The organism is Brevundimonas sp. AAP58 (genome assembly GCF_001295975.1).
Classification (GTDB): domain Bacteria; phylum Pseudomonadota; class Alphaproteobacteria; order Caulobacterales; family Caulobacteraceae; genus Brevundimonas.
Window position 1 is genome coordinate 1 of record NZ_LJHU01000043.1, and the last position, 14,573, is coordinate 14,573.

Sequence of the window (14,573 nt, forward strand, 5' to 3'; positions counted from 1 at the left end):
GGGGCGGGGACGCGGCGGGCGGCAGCCGCCGCAGCGGTCCGTCGTCACATAGCGCCGGCCGAAGCCGTGGACCGTATAGCCGAACGGGCGGCTCGGCCCGTATCCCGGTCCGCTGACGTAGACATAGCCATACCCGCCGCCATAACCGTAGCCTCCCAGGTCGATGCCGCCCGACCCGACCGCCACCATGCCGCCGTGCCCGCCATAGCCGCCGCGCACCTGCCCCAGGTCGTAGCCGCGGGCGTTGATCGCCGCTCCGGCGCCCGCCGAAGCGTAGGCGCTGGCGGTCGCTGTGGCGGTCGCGTTCACATGGACGTTGATGTTGCCGCCCCGGTGTCCGCCGCCTCCGCAGCCACCCCGGCACCCGCCACCCGGATGCCCTCCGCCGCCACCGGGTCGCTCTCCGGCGAGCGCGGGGGAGCCGGCCAGGATCAACAGGCCGGCGAGCGAGGCGATGAGGGTCGAAATCAGTCGGGACACGGCGGGACACTCCAGGCGGATCAAGCCCTCCTAGAGCCTCTCGCGGCCCTTGGGTTCCGCATGCTCGCGCGGCGCGAGAGCGGCGTTCCAGACGTGGTTAAACTTCGCGCCGGTGGCGTGAAGCTGCGCGTCAAGCCGCCTCAGCGGTCGTAGAGATAGGGGCCCACGCCGCAGTTGCAGTCGCGGTCATGGCGCCGATGATCCGCCCCGCGCGGAGGCCGGTCGTCGTTGTAGCCATAGGCGTCGTGATAGCCGCGCCCCGGCGGGCTGGACCACCGCGTCCAGCGGTTGCCCGTGCTGTAGCCGTAGCGTCCGCCCCGGTCGTGGCCATGATGGCCGTACCCGTGTGCGTGGCTAACTGGCGGGCGATACGCTCGAGGGTCGCCATAGCCGTCGCCTCTATATGGATGGTCGCTATAGGCCCGTGCCGAGCCGTCAAAGTGCCCCGTCGCTGCAAGCCCCGTCACGGCATAGGCGCGTCCGTCCAGTTCTGTCAGGCCGCCGCCCCAACGGCCGTGGCTCTGTCCCCATGTGACGACCGGAGCTTGACCATAGGGCTGACCCCAGGTTTGAGCCGCCGAAGGTGCGGCGACGGCTGAGGCCAATAGTCCCGCCACGAACAGAAATTCCCGCATCGCCGTCTCCTCCGTCTTGTCAAAGGTTAACACGGTTCGTCGGATTTCGCTTGCGTCGGCAAGCAGCAGTCCGCGGCCGGTGCCTTGGTTCGTTTGGCATGCTGTAGGCGAACCACCGGCTGCGGTCGGGAGATCGGCTTTCGCCGTTGCCCTGACGCTCGAGGCGGCCGCGTCATGGCGAAGGCTTTGCCCCACGCCTTAAATCTCTGTCATGTTTCGCCAGCTACCTTGCGACGACAGATACCTTGCGATAGGTGTTGGATCGTCAAGGAGGTGATCGGCATGCCCGAAACCATAGAAATCCAGCTGAAGAAGGGGGTGCTGACGCTGTGCGTTCTCGCGCTGCTTGCCCGCGGCGACAGCTACGCCTACGAGATCGCCAGCCGGCTGTCCGACGCCATCGATATGGGCGAGGGCACCATCTACCCGCTGATGCGGCGCATGCAGACCGACGGCCTGGTCGAGACCTATCTGGTCGAATCCAGCTCCGGCCCGTCGCGCAAATACTACCGCCTCAGTGAGGCCGGCCGCCAGGCGCTCGCCGCCCAGTCCGCCGAATGGACTCACTTCGCCCGCGCCGTCGACGCCATCGTGACGCCGACCGCCGAGGCTCAGACTCAAGCTCAGGGGGAGCCCGCATGACCCGCCAGGAATTCCTTCGTCGGCTGCGCGCCGGCCTCGTCGGTCTGCCGACGACGACCGCCGCCGAGATCGCAGCGGACTACGAAACCCACTTCGACGATGGCATCGCCGCCGGCCGTTCCGAAGCCGAGGTGGCGGCTGCGCTCGGCGACCCCGACCGCCTGGCCCGCGAACTGCGCGCCGAGGCCGGGGCCCAGCGCTGGCATCAGGAAAAGAACCCCTCAGCCGCCGCCGCCGCCGTCTTCGCCGTGCTGGGTCTGGGGGCTATCGACATCCTGATCCTGCTCCCCATCCTCATGGGCGTGATCGGCACCCTGTTCGGCTTCTTCATCGCCGCCATCGCCCTGTTCTTCTCGGGCGGCGCGGTCATGGTGGCCGGACCCTTCGCGGCGCCTCCGGGCGGCCCGCTCGCGGCCATCCTGTTCGGTCTGGGCCTCATGGCGGCGGCGACCACGATCGGCGCGCTGCTGGCCATCGTCAGCGTCTGGCTGGTCAACGGCCTCGTCTGGTTCGCCCGCCTGCACTACCGGCTGCTGAAGCCGGCGCTCGAACCCTCCAACAGCAACACGACCTCGGGAGCCGTCGCATGATCCGCACCCTCTTCATCATCGCCGGGGCCGCCCTGGTCCTGTCCATCGCCACCATCGGCGGGGCCGCCGCGCTCGGCAGCCGCGACCTGGCCGCCAACGGCTGGTCCTGGACCTTCATCGAGGACGAATGGGGCAACGGCCGCATCCAGCGTGCCGGCAAGGCCGAAGACCTCGGCCCCGACGTCACCCGCTCGGTCGCCTTCGAAGGCGGCGAACGCCTGGAGCTCGGCCTGTCGGCTGACGTGACCTACGTCCAGGGCGACGCCAATACGGTCGAGATCGTCGGCCCCCAAAGCGTCATCGACCGCATTCGCGTCCAGGGCTCGCGCCTGTGGATGGAGGACGGGCCGGAGCGTGTCACCCTGCGCTGGAACGGTCACGGGCTGAACGGTTGGTCGGACTCCGAGCGTATCCGCATCACCGTCACCGCGCCGTCGGTCACCACGTTCGACCTCGAAGGTTCCTCGGACCTGAAGATCCGCGACTACGACCAGGATGCCCTGTCCATCGATGTCTCCGGCTCGGGCGAGGTCGAGGCCGACGGCCGGGCCCAAACGCTGGAGCTCGACATCTCCGGCTCGGGCGAGGTCGACCTTTCGCGGATGACCCTGACCGACGCCAACGTCGCCATCGCCGGCTCCGGTGAAACCATCCTGCGTCCCACAGGCCGCGCCGACATCACCATCTCCGGCTCGGGTGACGTGGAGCTGCTGCAGCGTCCGACGACCCTGAACCAGAACGTCAACGGCTCGGGCGACATCGACGTGCGGGGATAAGCCCAGCGCATATCGAAGGGAGGGTGAAGACAACCGCGCTTCCCCTCCCTATCTTTTTCGCCATGACCGTCCACATCCCCCCGCCGCCGCTGCTCGCAACCTCCGGCGTCGATCCCGACGAAGCCCTCTCCATTCTCCAGACCGCCCTCTCCGGTGCCGACGACGGAGAGTTGTTCCTCGAGCGGTCGGAACTGGAATCGCTCGTATTCGACGATGGTCGCCTGAAGTCCGCCGCCTATGACGCCACCGAGGGCTTCGGCCTGCGCGTCGTCGCCGGAGAAACGGCCGGCTATGCCCACGCCAATGAGATCAGCGCCGCCGCCCTGCGTCGCGCCGCCGACGCCGCCGCCCTGGCCAAGTCCGGCCATGCCGGCGTCACCGCTGAAGGTCCCCGCGCCACCAACCAGCGGCTTTACGAGCCTGTCGACCCGCTGGCATCGCCGACGTTCTCCGACAAGATCGCCCTGCTGCAGGAGATCGACGCCTTCGCCCGCGCCCGCGACCCGCGCGTGGTCCAGGTCTCGGCGACCCTGGTCGGAGAGCGCCGCGCGGTCGAGATCCTGCGCGCCGACGCCCTGACCGTGCGTGATGTGCGGCCGCTGGTTCGCCTCAATATCTCCGTCACCGTCGAAAGGGACGGCCGCCGCGAGAGCGCCACCACCGGTGCCGGAGGGCGCGCCGGTTTCGAGACCTGGATCCAGCCCGCCCGCTGGCAGGCCCAGGTCGATGAGGCCATCCGCCAGGCGGTGGTCAACCTCGACGCCGTCGACTGCCCAGCCGGAGAGATGGACGTGGTGCTGGCCGCCGGCTGGCCCGGCGTCCTGCTGCACGAGGCGATCGGACATGGCTTCGAGGGCGACTTCCACCGGAAGGGCTCGTCGGTCTTCACTGGCATGGTGGGCAAACGGGTGGCCGCGCCCGGCGTCACCGTCGTCGACGACGGCTCCATCGCGGGGCGGCGCGGGTCGCTGACCGTGGACGACGAAGGTACGCCCACCTCGCGCACCGTCCTGATCGAGGACGGCATCATGGTCGGGCTGATGCACGACCGGCAATCGGCCCGGCTGATGGGTCAGGCGGCCACGGGCAATGGACGGCGCCAGTCGTTCGCCCACATGCCCATGCCGCGCATGACCAACACCTTTATGGAGAACGGCGACGCGTCTCGCGCCGACATGATCGCCTCGACGAAGCGTGGGCTCTATGCGGCCAACTTTGGCGGCGGCCAGGTCGACATCGCCAACGGCAAGTTCGTCTTCCAGTGCACCGAGGCCTATCTGATCGAGGACGGCAAGGTCACCGCCCCGGTGCGTGGCGCCACCCTGATCGGTGACGGGGCGACGGCGCTCACCAAGATCGAGATGGTCGGAAACGACTTCGAGTTCGATCCGGGCGTCGGTGTCTGCGGCAAGGCGGGGCAGGGCGTGCCGGTCGGCATCGGCCAGCCGTCGCTGAAGATGGGCGGGCTGACGGTGGGGGGGACGGCGGTCTAGCGGATCACTCCGCCCGCCACTCCGGCCCGACGATGTCGAAGCCGTCGGCCTCCAGCCCGTCAAGCACGCCGCCGGGCTCGGCCAGCAGACGCAGCGGCGCGACGGCCAGGGTGACGCCAGGCTGTTCGACCGCGTCCGAGATGGCGGTCAGCCACTGGCCGCGAAGCTGAGGCCCGATCTCCGGGTCGCCCCACGGCCAGCACTGTCCCAGCGCGATGTCGAGCGGATTGGCCATGACCTCGGGCACACGGCGGGCGCGCCAGTCGTCCGCGCGTTCGGCGAAGTTGCCCGGCCCGGCCTCGGCGGCGGTGACGGCGGCGGCGATGCAGGGGCGATAGACCTCGGGCGGCTGGGTGATCAGGTTGTCGACGATCTCGTCGCCCCGGACGAAGCCGATGGACTGGCCCTCGATCCGCGCCCGGCGGGCGGCGTCGCGCACTGCGTCCTCGGCGTCCCGGCCGCTGCGCCGCTCGAAACCGGCGTGGTCGTTCATCAGGTTGATGCCCAGCAGGAAGAAGCTGCGGGTGCGCCAGTCGTCGCCCCGCTCATCAGCCATGACGGCTTCCAGCCGCGCCTGAACGGCGGGCTCGAGGTAGTCGGCGCTGGTCTTGCCTTCCGGCAATTGGGTCACGGTCCGGCCGCGCCAGATGAGGCGGAAGATGTCGGCTGGAGAGATTCGCCCGACCGGCGGATAAAGCACGCGATCCGCCCGCGCCGTCGCCTCCTCCAGACCGGCGGGGCTCCATTCCAGATCGCGCGGGACGCCGCGGATGTTGCCGACGAGGATTAGGGACCGGTCGCCCTTCGACACTTCCCAGACGGGGACGTCGCTGCGCCGTGCGATGACGATGATGTCTTCGACGCGGTCCTCGACCGGGTCCTGAGCCAGCGCAGCCTGGGCGCTCGTCAGGAGCGCCAGGGCCGCGATGAGGATGGACTTGGCCATGCTGGAACTCCTTCGTTATGTGTAAAGGAGGCTTTACCAGACTTGTGGCCGAAGCGTGGCGGTGGGATCAGCGCGGGGCGCGGCGGCCCAGCAGGACCGGCACGGTGATGGCCAGGAGCGCCAGATTGGTCAGGGTCAGGCCCACGTCCAACTGAATGGCATGGACCGCCAACATCACCGTCTCCAGCACGATCAGACCCGCCGCCGAGACCAGCAGCGGCCAGCGGCCCAGCGTCCAGGACGCCAGGGGCGCGATCAGGCCGAGCGAAAGCACCATTTCGACGATGCCGAGACCGCGCACCAGGCTTTCGTTGACGTAGGCTGGCCAGGTCATCAGGGCGACCAGATTATCCATCGGCTCGCTGATCTTGGCGTAGCCGGCCGCGAGGAAGAACATCGCCGCCCAGCCCTGGAGGGTCCAGAGCGCGAGGTTGCGGTAATTGGCGCGCAGACGCAGCTGGGCGGGGCTGAGAGCGGGCCGCGGCCGATGAGAGGCAGGCTGGGGCGACAGGGTGGTCGACATGGCAACGATCGTGAGTGCGGCCGGGGAGGGCCTTTTTTGTAACAGTCGCTAGATCAGATCGGGCGACCGTCGTTTCAAGGGGTATGGCAGAGTTTCGCCACGATGTCATCAGCTGTAGACATCAATTGATGACATCATTCGATGACTTCGTGTTTCGTAGCCGCGTCCGGCCGGGGTCGACCTACTGACGAAGCTACGGGGCTGAAGCGTGGCGGTATGCATACGATCTCGTAATCCGGCTGCGTTGAGCGTCGATGGAGAGACGCGCCACGTCCGGTGAAATCGACAGGTCAGGCGTGGGCCAGTCGGAGATCTTCGATCCGTGCGAGCTTCCCCTCGAACGGCCCCCAGTCGTCGTCCTTGTCGACCGCGGCCCAGATCGCCTCTACCTCGTCGATCAGGAGATCCTCGGGCGGGCCTGCGAAGACGGGGTGCTCCAGACGCTCCGGCCGGTCGGGTTCATGCTCGAACAGGGCGAAGCGGAAGGCGTCGAAGGTCTCGCCCTGGTAGAGCTTGCCGCGAGGACCGGCGAGGGCGCGGGCCGAAGAGGAAAAGGCGGCGAACCAGTCGTGGAACAGGGGCTCCCAGCCCAGCGCCTCGCCACCTTCGCGCAGGAGGGCGAGCGTCGTGTCGAGCAGGCGTTGGTCGGCGGCCTCGCCCAGACTCTTCACGCCCAGCCGCTCCAGAAAGGCCGCGCGCAGTTCGCGGATGTAGGCGGGGCCGAAGCCGTTGAGGGCCTCGGTCAGGGGCTCGGCGTCGGCAACCAGCTTCAGGCAGCCGGCCAGCTGGGTCAGGTTCCAGAACACCGCCTCGGGCTGGCGCGCGAAGGCATAGAGACCGGAGTGGTCGAAATAGGCGGCCGTGAAGCCGGGGTCGTAGACGGGCAGGAAGCGCCAGGGGCCGTAGTCGAAGCTCTCGCCCGTGACGTTCAGATTGTCGGTGTTGAGCACCCCGTGAACGAAGCCCGCCGCGATCCAGCGGGCGGTCAGGCGGGCGGAGGCGGCGACGATGGCCGAGAGCAGGCCGGGCGCGTCCCCGGCGGTGACGGTCGGGTGGTAGAGGGCGCGGACATGCTCGACCAGGGTCTCGATCTGGTCGGCGCGGCTGAAGAAGGCGGCGCGCTGGAAGGTGCCGAAGCGGATGTGGCTGTGCTGAAGCCGGACGAGAACCGCTGACCGCGTGGGGCTGGGCTCGTCGCCGCGCTCCAGCGCCTCGCCCGTCTCGATCAGGGAAAAGGCGCGGCTGGTCGGGACGCCGCGCGCCTCCAGCAGGGCGGCGGCGAGAACTTCGCGCACCCCACCCTTCAGCGTCAGCCGACCGTCGCCCGCGCGCGACCACGGCGTCCTGCCCGACCCTTTGGTGCCAAGATCCAGCAGACGGCCTGAGCTGTCGCGCATCTGTGCGGCGAGAAATCCTCGGCCATCGCCGAGGTCAGGATTGTAGGAGCGGAACTGATGGCCATGGTAGCGCATGGCGATCGGGCCTGGCTGGCCGGGCAGGGGCTCAAACCGGCCGAAATGGTCGATCCATTCGGCGTCCGTCAGGGTGGCCAGCCCGACATCGCCAGCGGCGCGGTCGTTGCGAAATCGAAGGCGGTGCTCGGGGAAGGTGGCGGGCTGGACGGGGTCGCCAAACTCCAGGCCCAGGGCGGAAAAGGCGGGCTCGGGGCGGAAGGCGGCGCTGATGGGCATGGCCGGCAGATGCGGCTTTGCGCCCTGATAAGCAACCGGTGCGGTGTTCAACAGTTGAACCGCGCGCCGCCATGCGTATTGTGCCGCCCAGAGATCAGGCCGAACCTCGTTTGGTCGGGCCGGCGCCAGCCTCCCCGTTTGGCGAACCCGGTCCCGGCGCCCGTCGATAACCGGGTGCCGCGACGTAGACCCCCATTTGATCCGGAGGCCCGCCGTGGCGCGCAAACTGACGCTCGACTTCCTGAAGACCGAAGCCGCATCCGGGGCCTTCCTCGGCCTGGCGGCCATCGCCGCCCTGATCGTGGCCAACTCGCCGTTGTCCGCTGACTACTTCTACTGGCTGAAGAGTGAGCACCTGTTCCAGGCGGGGCCGCTGAGCCTGACCTTGTCCGTATCTGATTGGATCAAGGAAGGCCTGATGGCCATCTTCTTCCTCGTCGTCGGCCTGGAAATCAAATACGAGATCGTCAAGGGCGAACTGAGCGATCCGAGGAAGCTGGCGACGCCCGTAATCGCGGCGCTCGGCGGCATGCTGGCCCCGGCCGGGGTCTATCTGGCCCTCATGGGACCGCTGGCGGGGCCGACCCAGGGTTGGCCGATTCCGCTGGCCACCGATATCGCCTTCGCCTTGGCGGTCTTCGCCCTTGTCGGCCGAGGTCTGCCCTCGTCGTTGCGGGTCTTCCTGCTCACCCTGGCGATCGTGGATGACCTGGGGGCCATCGCCCTCATCGCGGTGCTGTTCAGCTCCGGCGTGGACTGGCAGCCGCTGGCCTGGGCGGGTGGACTTCTCGCGGTCCTCGCGGTGGCCTCGCGCCGGCGGATCTCGGCCCCGCTCTGGGTCATGGCCTTCGCTGTCGTCTGGTGGCTCAGCGTCCAGGCCGGGCTGTCGACTTCGCTCGCGGCCGTCGCCTTCGCGGCCGTCGTGCCTGTGTCTCCACGCGCGGACGATTCCCAGAGCCCGTTGAAGGAGGCGATGCATGATCTGCACCCTTATGTCGCCTATCTGATCCTGCCCATCTTCGCCTTCGCCAAGGCGGGTGTGTCCTTTGCTGGCCTGTCGATGGATCAGTTGTTCGCGCCGCTGGTGCTTGGCATCGCTGGTGGCTTGTTCCTCGGCAAGCAGATCGGCGTGTTCGGCGCGGCCTGGCTGACCTCCCTGCTGCGTCTGGGCGCGAAACCTAGCCAGGCGACCTGGCTTCAGGTCTACGGCGTCAGCCTGCTTTGCGGCGTTGGCTTCACCATGAGCCTGTTCATCGGTGCCCTGGCGTTCCCTGGACCGATCGATTCGCCCGAGCAGATTGACGTCAAGCTTGGCGTTCTGCTCGGTTCGGCCTTGTCGGGCACGTTGGGGGCGATCGTCCTTGCCATCGCGTCGGGCAAGCGGCGGGCCGAAAAGGCAGAGCAGGGCGCGAATACTGTCGCCTGAGCCGCGAATATTGACGCAAGGTCAATCGCCTTTGTCGCTTTTGCGTCACACAAGGCCCGCGGGCGAGGCTGAAACATGGCGTGAACGACTGCGGCTCCTTGTCGCCTGCCCCGGCTTGGACTACGCAAATCCTTCGAGAATCCGCCGCTCCGCAAGAAGGGCGCGGGTCTGGGAATCAGGAAACGCCGTGACCCGTCCCGGAAGGGCAGGGCCGGCAATGAGCCGGGAGCCGTCCATGCGTCTTGTCAATCTTCTCCGCACCACCGCATCTGCCGGTGCGGTCGCCGCCGTCGCCTTTGGTTTCGCCGGGGCCGCCCAGGCCCAGGACGGGCAAGAGGCCGCCACCGTCGACGATATCATCGTCACCGCTCAGAAGCGCGAGCAAAGCCTTCAGGACGTGCCGATCGTGGTCACCAGCCTGTCGGCCGAGGTCCTCGAAGACGCGGGCGTTCGTGACATCAAGGACCTGCAGATCCTGACACCGGGCCTGACCGTCACCTCGACCACCACGGAGGCCTCGACGACTGCCCGTATCCGGGGCGTGGGCACCGTGGGCGACAACCCCGGCCTGGAAAGCTCGGTCGGCGTCGTGATCGACGGCGTTTATCGCTCACGCAACGGCGTCGGCTTCGGCGACCTGGGTGAGCTGGAGCGCATCGAGGTGCTGAAGGGTCCGCAGGGCACCCTGTTCGGCAAGAACACCTCGGCCGGCGTTATCAACATCATCACCGCGGCCCCCTCGTTCACGCCCGGCTACAATGCCGAGCTGACCGTCGGCAACTATGGCCACATGCGCGCTTCGGGCTCGGTCACCGGCCCCATCACCGACACCCTGGCCATGCGCCTGTTCGCCTCGCGCGGCGTTCGTGACGGCTTCTACGACGTCGATCTGGGCGACGGCCCCCGCACCGAGACCACCGACGGCACCCAGGACTACTACACCGTCCGCGGTCAGCTGCTGTGGCTGCCCAGCGACACCGCTTCGTTCCGCCTGATCGCCGACTACTCCAGCCGTGATGAAATGTGCTGCCTGGGTGTCAACATCCGGACCGGCCCCACCTTCCAGTTTGTGGATGGTCTCTCGAACGGTACCGGCCAGACGCCGCCAGCCGCTGGTTTCGGAGCCCTGCCCTTCGACCGCACGGCCTTCGCCAACCGCTCCACGCCTCAGCAGATCGAGGATAAAGGCGTTTCGCTGGAAGCCAACTTCGACCTGACGGCGTTCGGCGGCTCGACCCTGACGTCGGTCACCTCGTGGCGTGACTGGGGAACCCGCAACGGCCAGGACGCCGATTTCTCGGGCGCGGACGTCGCCTACCGACTGAACGACGGCAACTTTGGTGCCGACATCTCAAGCGTGACGCAGGAGTTCCGTCTGGCCGGCGCGACCGACCGGCTGGACTGGCTGGTCGGTATCTTCGCCACCCAGGAGCAGGTCGACCGCTTCGACACCTTCTTCCTCGGTGCCGACTATGCGCCGCTGCTGTCGTTCCAGCTGTCTGCCGCTCTGAACGCCGCCGTTCCGGCCTTCCCGGTCAGCCCCGGAATCATCCCCTGCTTCACGCGCACGGCCCAGACCGCGCTAGGTCTGCAGCAGTGCTTGGGGACGGGCGGTGCTGTCTCCGGTGGCGGCCCGACCTTTACGGCCGGTCAGACGTTCCGCGACGTCTATGAGCAGGAATCGAACTCGTTCGCCCTGTTCACCAACAACACCTACAGCCTGACCGACCAGCTCGATATCACGGTCGGCCTGCGCTACACGTGGGACGAGAAGACCCTGGACGGACGCCAGAACAACATCGGTGCCAACCAGCTGACCTGCGCCGCGGCGCTCGGCAACGCCGCCGTCATTACCGGCGTGCTCGGCGCATCGGCTCCGGCCATCCTGGCTCGCCACTGCCTGCCCTGGACCAACCCGTTCTACAACAATCGCGTGGTGTCCGAGAGCGTGAGCGAGGACAACCTGTCGGGCACGATCAAGGCGGCCTATCGCCTGAACGACTCGGTTCTGGCCTACGCATCGTATGCTCGTGGCTACAAGAGCTTCGGCTATAACCAGGATCGCGTGCAGAACGGCGTGACGCCGGTCGGGTCGCTGTTCTTCCCGTCGGAAGAGGTCGACAGCTACGAGCTCGGCGTGAAGACAACCCTGTTCAACCGCACCATGCTGCTGAACGCGACCTACTTCGACCAGACCTTCACCGACTTCCAGCTCAACACCTTCCTCGGCACCGCCTTCGTGGTGGAGTCGATCCCCGAGCTGACCACGCGCGGTGTTGACGCCGACTTCCTGTGGTTCACGCCGATCGAGGGCCTGACGCTCGGCGGCGGCATCACCTACACCGACGCCCAGTTCGGTCGTTTCACGGCCACCGATCTTGCCATTCCTGGCAACTTCGGCGGCCTGTCGCTGCTGCCGGGGGCTGCGCCGTCATTCGCTCCGGAATGGTCCTATGTCGCCTCGATCAACTTCGAGCGGTCGATCGGCAACGGTCTGCGCGCGGGCTTCAGCCTGTCGGGCAAGTATCAGACCAGCTACAACACCGGCTCAGACCTGCTGCCGTTCAAGGAGCAAGAGGGCTTCGGGGTCATCAACGGGCGCATCTCTATCGGCACCGAGGACGAGCGCTGGACCCTGGAAGCCTGGGCCCAGAACCTGACCGACGAAGAGTTTGTCCAGGTGGCCTACAACGCCTTCCTGCAAGGCGGTGCTTTCCAGTCGACGGTCCAGCCGAACGGGACCTTCTACAACCCGGCCGCCGACACCCAGACCTACAACGCCTTCCTCGGCGCGCCCCGCACCTACGGCGCGACGCTGCGGTTCCGCTACTGATCCTGGCGACAGGCTGAACGACAGGACCGGCCGGGGGCGACCCCGGCCGGTTTTCGTTTGGCCGGCCGATTGACACCGGCATCGAAGCACCTGCCCCTTCATCCCCTAGTGAGCGTATCGGAGGCCGCATGGGCCGACTTCATCGCGTGCTCTATGCGAGCACTGCCACGGCCACGACCGACAGCCTTCTCGGCGTGGCCACCATCCTGGGCGAGTCCCAGCGCAACAACGCCCAGCGCGACCTGACCGGGGCCCTTGTGGCGCACCGGGGGCAGTTCATTCAGGTCATCGAGGGTCCCGAAGAGGCGATCGACGGTTTGCTGGAGCGTCTGGGGCGCGATCCCCGGCATCGGGACATCCGGGTGCTGGACCGGGTCCAGGTCGAGCGCCGTAGCTTCGAGGCCTGGTCGATGGCCAGCGCGAAGGTCACGCCGTCGGTCGCGCCCTTGCTGGACCGCGTCGTCGACGGGCTGGGCGCCTGCCCCAAGGAGACGATCGAGGCGCTCCGGGTCGCAGTGACCTGAGCCGTCTCGCGCGCGGCCGGTGTGGGTGTTAGGACCGGGCGAACGAAAGGCCCGCCCATGCACCTCGCCCGCTTTCCCCGCGTTCGTCTCGCGCATCTCCCGACGCCGCTGGAACCGCTGCCGCGCCTGTCCGAGGCGCTGGGCGTCGACCTCTGGATCAAGCGCGACGACTGCACGGGCCTGGCGGGCGGCGGCAACAAGACGAGGAAGCTGGAGTTCCTGTTGGGCGAGGCCTTCGAGCAGGACGCCGACACCCTGGTGACGCAAGGCGCGGTGCAATCCAATCACGTCCGCCAGACAGCGGCGGCCGCCGCCGCTCACGGCCTGAAGTGCGAGGTCATCCTGGAGGAGCGGACGGGATCGAAGGCGCTCGACTACACCCGGAACGGCAACGTGCTCCTGGACCTGTTGTTCGGGGCGGGCGTTCGCTCCGTGCCGGGCGGATCGGACATGCCCGCCGAGCTCGAAAAGACGGCGGCCGAGGTGCGGGCGCGCGGCGGAAGGCCCTATGTCATCCCGGGCGGCGGTTCCAATCCCGTCGGCGCGCTGGGCTATGTCGACTGCGCGCGCGAGATCGTGGTGCAGGCCGACGATCTGGACCTGAGCATCGACCGGATCGTCACGGCGACGGGCAGCGCGGGCACCCATGCGGGTCTGGTCGCCGGACTGGCGGTCATGGGAGCGGACATTCCGGTGCTGGGCATCGGCGTGCGCGCGCCGAAGGAAAAGCAGGAAGCCAACGTCCTGAAGCTGGCCGAGGAGACGGCGGCGCTGCTGGGGCGGCCTGGGTGCGTGACGCCGGATATGGTAGTGGCCGACTGCGACTATGTCGGGGCGGGCTATGGACTGATCGATCAGGGCGTGGCCGACGCCCTGATGCTGGCGGCGCGGACCGACGGCATGGTGCTGGACCCCGTCTATTCTGCCAAGGCGATGAAGGGGCTGATCGCTCTGGCCAAGGCCGGGCGGTTCAAGGGCGAGCGCGTGGTGTTCCTGCACACCGGCGGGGCGCAGGGGATCTTCGGCTATCAGGGCGAACTGGAGCCGATGTTCGCATGAGCCGGGTTCTGGGCGTCCTCGGCGGCATGGGGCCGGCGGCGACGGTGGCCTTCCTCGCGCGGGTCCAGGCCCTGACCCCGGCCGAGGGCGACGCGGACCACATCCGTGTCCTCATGGACATGAACCCCCAGGTGCCGGACCGGAACACCCGGCCGGGCGAGGCCGAGGCCGAACTGTCGGCCATGGCGATGCGGCTCAAGAGGGCAGGGGCCGAGGTCCTGGCGATGCCGTGCAACACGGCCCATGCCCAGAAGGCGGGGATCGTGGCCGCGGGTCTGCCCTTCATCGACATGATCGCCGAGACGGTGGCGGCGGCGAAGGACCAGGCCGCACGCGCCATCGGCATCCTGGCCACGCCGGGCGGGGAGGCGCTGTATCGCGCCGCGCTGGAAGCGGAGGGCGTGCGGCCGATCGTGCTGGCGGGCGCTGACCGGGACGCCTTCATGGCCTGCGTCTATGCGGTCAAGCGGGGCGACGTGGGGCCGGAACGTCGGGCCGAGATGCGACGGCTGGGCGAGGCGCTGAAGGCCGCGGGGGCCGATGCGGTGATCGCGGGCTGCACTGAGGTCCCGTTGCTTTTGAACGTGGGCGATCTGTCGGTGCCGCTGGTGGATTCGGCGGAGGTGCTGGCGTCTGCCTGCGTGCGAGCCTGCAAGGCATGACACGCCAGAGCCTGATCATCGACTGCGACCCCGGCGTGGATGACGCCGTGGGACTGCTGCTTGCGTTCGGGTCGCCGGAGCTGGAGTTGCTGGGGATCACGACGGTGGCGGGCAATGTCTCGCTCGAGCAGACGACGCGCAACGCCCGCCTTCTGCGACAGATCGCGGGGCGAGAAGACGTACCGGTGTTCGCCGGGGCGGACCGGCCGCTGAGGCGCGAGCCGGCGGAGGCTGGCGACTTCCACGGCGTCGAGGGGCTAGGCAGGCTTGAGGCGTTCGAGCCCGCTGCGCCC

The 14,573-nt window shown here is 68.2% G+C and carries 14 protein-coding genes and 1 pseudogene; 10 read left to right on the forward strand and 5 right to left on the reverse strand.

What is annotated here, in order from left to right:
• Together IP78_RS06320 and IP78_RS15250 are read right to left on the reverse strand one after the other, a co-directional pair.
• Positions 1–480, reverse strand: a pseudogene (locus IP78_RS06320) (hypothetical protein); the annotation flags it as partial.
• 140 nt (positions 481–620) lie between these two features.
• Positions 621–1,115 (reverse strand): hypothetical protein, encoded by a 495-nt coding sequence (locus IP78_RS15250; protein ID WP_156320309.1) that lies wholly within the window; start codon positions 1,113–1,115, stop codon positions 621–623.
• Positions 1,116–1,397: 282 nt separating this feature from the next.
• On the opposite strand from IP78_RS15250, the gene IP78_RS06325 reads away from it, so the two are divergent.
• The 4 genes from IP78_RS06325 to tldD all read left to right on the forward strand — a co-directional run bounded on the left by IP78_RS06325 (position 1,398) and on the right by tldD (position 4,616).
• A complete protein-coding gene (locus tag IP78_RS06325; protein ID WP_054110866.1) occupies positions 1,398–1,757 on the forward strand; it encodes a PadR family transcriptional regulator in 360 nt (119 codons plus the stop codon).
• On the forward strand, positions 1,754–2,347 hold the full coding sequence (locus IP78_RS06330; RefSeq protein WP_054110856.1) for a DUF1700 domain-containing protein: 594 nt from the start codon (positions 1,754–1,756) through the stop codon (positions 2,345–2,347). Before IP78_RS06325 ends, IP78_RS06330 begins: the two co-directional genes overlap by 4 nt.
• Entirely contained in the window at positions 2,344–3,123 is a 780-nt protein-coding gene (locus IP78_RS06335; RefSeq protein WP_054110857.1) for a GIN domain-containing protein, read from the forward strand. The genes IP78_RS06330 and IP78_RS06335 overlap by 4 nt, the downstream gene beginning before the upstream one ends.
• A gap of 62 nt (positions 3,124–3,185) precedes the next feature.
• A complete protein-coding gene (gene tldD, locus IP78_RS06340) occupies positions 3,186–4,616 on the forward strand; it encodes a metalloprotease TldD (protein ID WP_054110858.1) in 1,431 nt (476 codons plus the stop codon).
• 4 nt (positions 4,617–4,620) lie between these two features.
• Here tldD and IP78_RS06345 read toward each other — a convergent pair whose 3' ends face one another.
• The 3 genes from IP78_RS06345 to IP78_RS06355 form a co-directional block, all read right to left on the reverse strand.
• Positions 4,621–5,562, reverse strand: a complete 942-nt coding sequence (locus tag IP78_RS06345) for a TraB/GumN family protein (RefSeq protein ID WP_054110859.1) — start codon at positions 5,560–5,562, stop codon at positions 4,621–4,623.
• 67 nt (positions 5,563–5,629) lie between these two features.
• Positions 5,630–6,085: a DoxX family protein gene (locus IP78_RS06350; RefSeq protein ID WP_054110860.1), complete on the reverse strand. Its 456-nt coding sequence runs from the start codon at positions 6,083–6,085 to the stop codon at positions 5,630–5,632.
• A 290-nt stretch (positions 6,086–6,375) separates the two neighbouring features.
• Complete coding sequence (locus IP78_RS06355; RefSeq protein ID WP_054110861.1) at positions 6,376–7,776, reverse strand: protein adenylyltransferase SelO; 1,401 nt, start codon at positions 7,774–7,776, stop codon at positions 6,376–6,378.
• 214 nt (positions 7,777–7,990) lie between these two features.
• On the opposite strand from IP78_RS06355, the gene nhaA reads away from it, so the two are divergent.
• The 6 genes from nhaA to IP78_RS06385 all read left to right on the forward strand — a co-directional run.
• Entirely contained in the window at positions 7,991–9,202 is a 1,212-nt protein-coding gene (gene nhaA / locus IP78_RS06360) for a Na+/H+ antiporter NhaA (protein WP_054110862.1), read from the forward strand.
• A 235-nt stretch (positions 9,203–9,437) separates the two neighbouring features.
• Positions 9,438–12,035, forward strand: a complete 2,598-nt coding sequence (locus tag IP78_RS06365) for a TonB-dependent receptor (protein WP_054110867.1) — start codon at positions 9,438–9,440, stop codon at positions 12,033–12,035.
• 128 nt (positions 12,036–12,163) lie between these two features.
• A complete protein-coding gene (locus IP78_RS06370) occupies positions 12,164–12,559 on the forward strand; it encodes a BLUF domain-containing protein (RefSeq protein WP_054110863.1) in 396 nt (131 codons plus the stop codon).
• Between the two features lie 57 nt (positions 12,560–12,616).
• A complete protein-coding gene (locus tag IP78_RS06375; protein ID WP_054110864.1) occupies positions 12,617–13,618 on the forward strand; it encodes a D-cysteine desulfhydrase in 1,002 nt (333 codons plus the stop codon).
• On the forward strand, positions 13,615–14,280 hold the full coding sequence (locus IP78_RS06380) for an aspartate/glutamate racemase family protein (RefSeq protein ID WP_054110865.1): 666 nt from the start codon (positions 13,615–13,617) through the stop codon (positions 14,278–14,280). Before IP78_RS06375 ends, IP78_RS06380 begins: the two co-directional genes overlap by 4 nt.
• A partial coding sequence (locus IP78_RS06385) for a nucleoside hydrolase (RefSeq protein WP_197272393.1) occupies positions 14,277–14,573 on the forward strand: 297 nt, incomplete at its 3' end. The genes IP78_RS06380 and IP78_RS06385, both read left to right, overlap by 4 nt.

What these genes read in the sequence shown, in the direction of transcription:
- IP78_RS15250 (WP_156320309.1), bottom strand. Translation starts at nt 1,115, where the DNA reads ATGCGGGAATTTCTGTTCGTGGCGGGACTATTGGCCTCAGCCGTCGCC.
- IP78_RS06325 (WP_054110866.1), top strand. Translation starts at nt 1,398, where the DNA reads ATGCCCGAAACCATAGAAATCCAGCTGAAGAAGGGGGTGCTGACGCTG.
- IP78_RS06330 (WP_054110856.1), top strand. Translation starts at nt 1,754, where the DNA reads ATGACCCGCCAGGAATTCCTTCGTCGGCTGCGCGCCGGCCTCGTCGGT.
- IP78_RS06335 (WP_054110857.1), top strand. Translation starts at nt 2,344, where the DNA reads ATGATCCGCACCCTCTTCATCATCGCCGGGGCCGCCCTGGTCCTGTCC.
- tldD (WP_054110858.1), top strand. Translation starts at nt 3,186, where the DNA reads ATGACCGTCCACATCCCCCCGCCGCCGCTGCTCGCAACCTCCGGCGTC.
- IP78_RS06345 (WP_054110859.1), bottom strand. Translation starts at nt 5,562, where the DNA reads ATGGCCAAGTCCATCCTCATCGCGGCCCTGGCGCTCCTGACGAGCGCC.
- IP78_RS06350 (WP_054110860.1), bottom strand. Translation starts at nt 6,085, where the DNA reads ATGTCGACCACCCTGTCGCCCCAGCCTGCCTCTCATCGGCCGCGGCCC.
- IP78_RS06355 (WP_054110861.1), bottom strand. Translation starts at nt 7,776, where the DNA reads ATGCCCATCAGCGCCGCCTTCCGCCCCGAGCCCGCCTTTTCCGCCCTG.
- IP78_RS06365 (WP_054110867.1), top strand. Translation starts at nt 9,438, where the DNA reads ATGCGTCTTGTCAATCTTCTCCGCACCACCGCATCTGCCGGTGCGGTC.
- IP78_RS06370 (WP_054110863.1), top strand. Translation starts at nt 12,164, where the DNA reads ATGGGCCGACTTCATCGCGTGCTCTATGCGAGCACTGCCACGGCCACG.
- IP78_RS06375 (WP_054110864.1), top strand. Translation starts at nt 12,617, where the DNA reads ATGCACCTCGCCCGCTTTCCCCGCGTTCGTCTCGCGCATCTCCCGACG.
- IP78_RS06380 (WP_054110865.1), top strand. Translation starts at nt 13,615, where the DNA reads ATGAGCCGGGTTCTGGGCGTCCTCGGCGGCATGGGGCCGGCGGCGACG.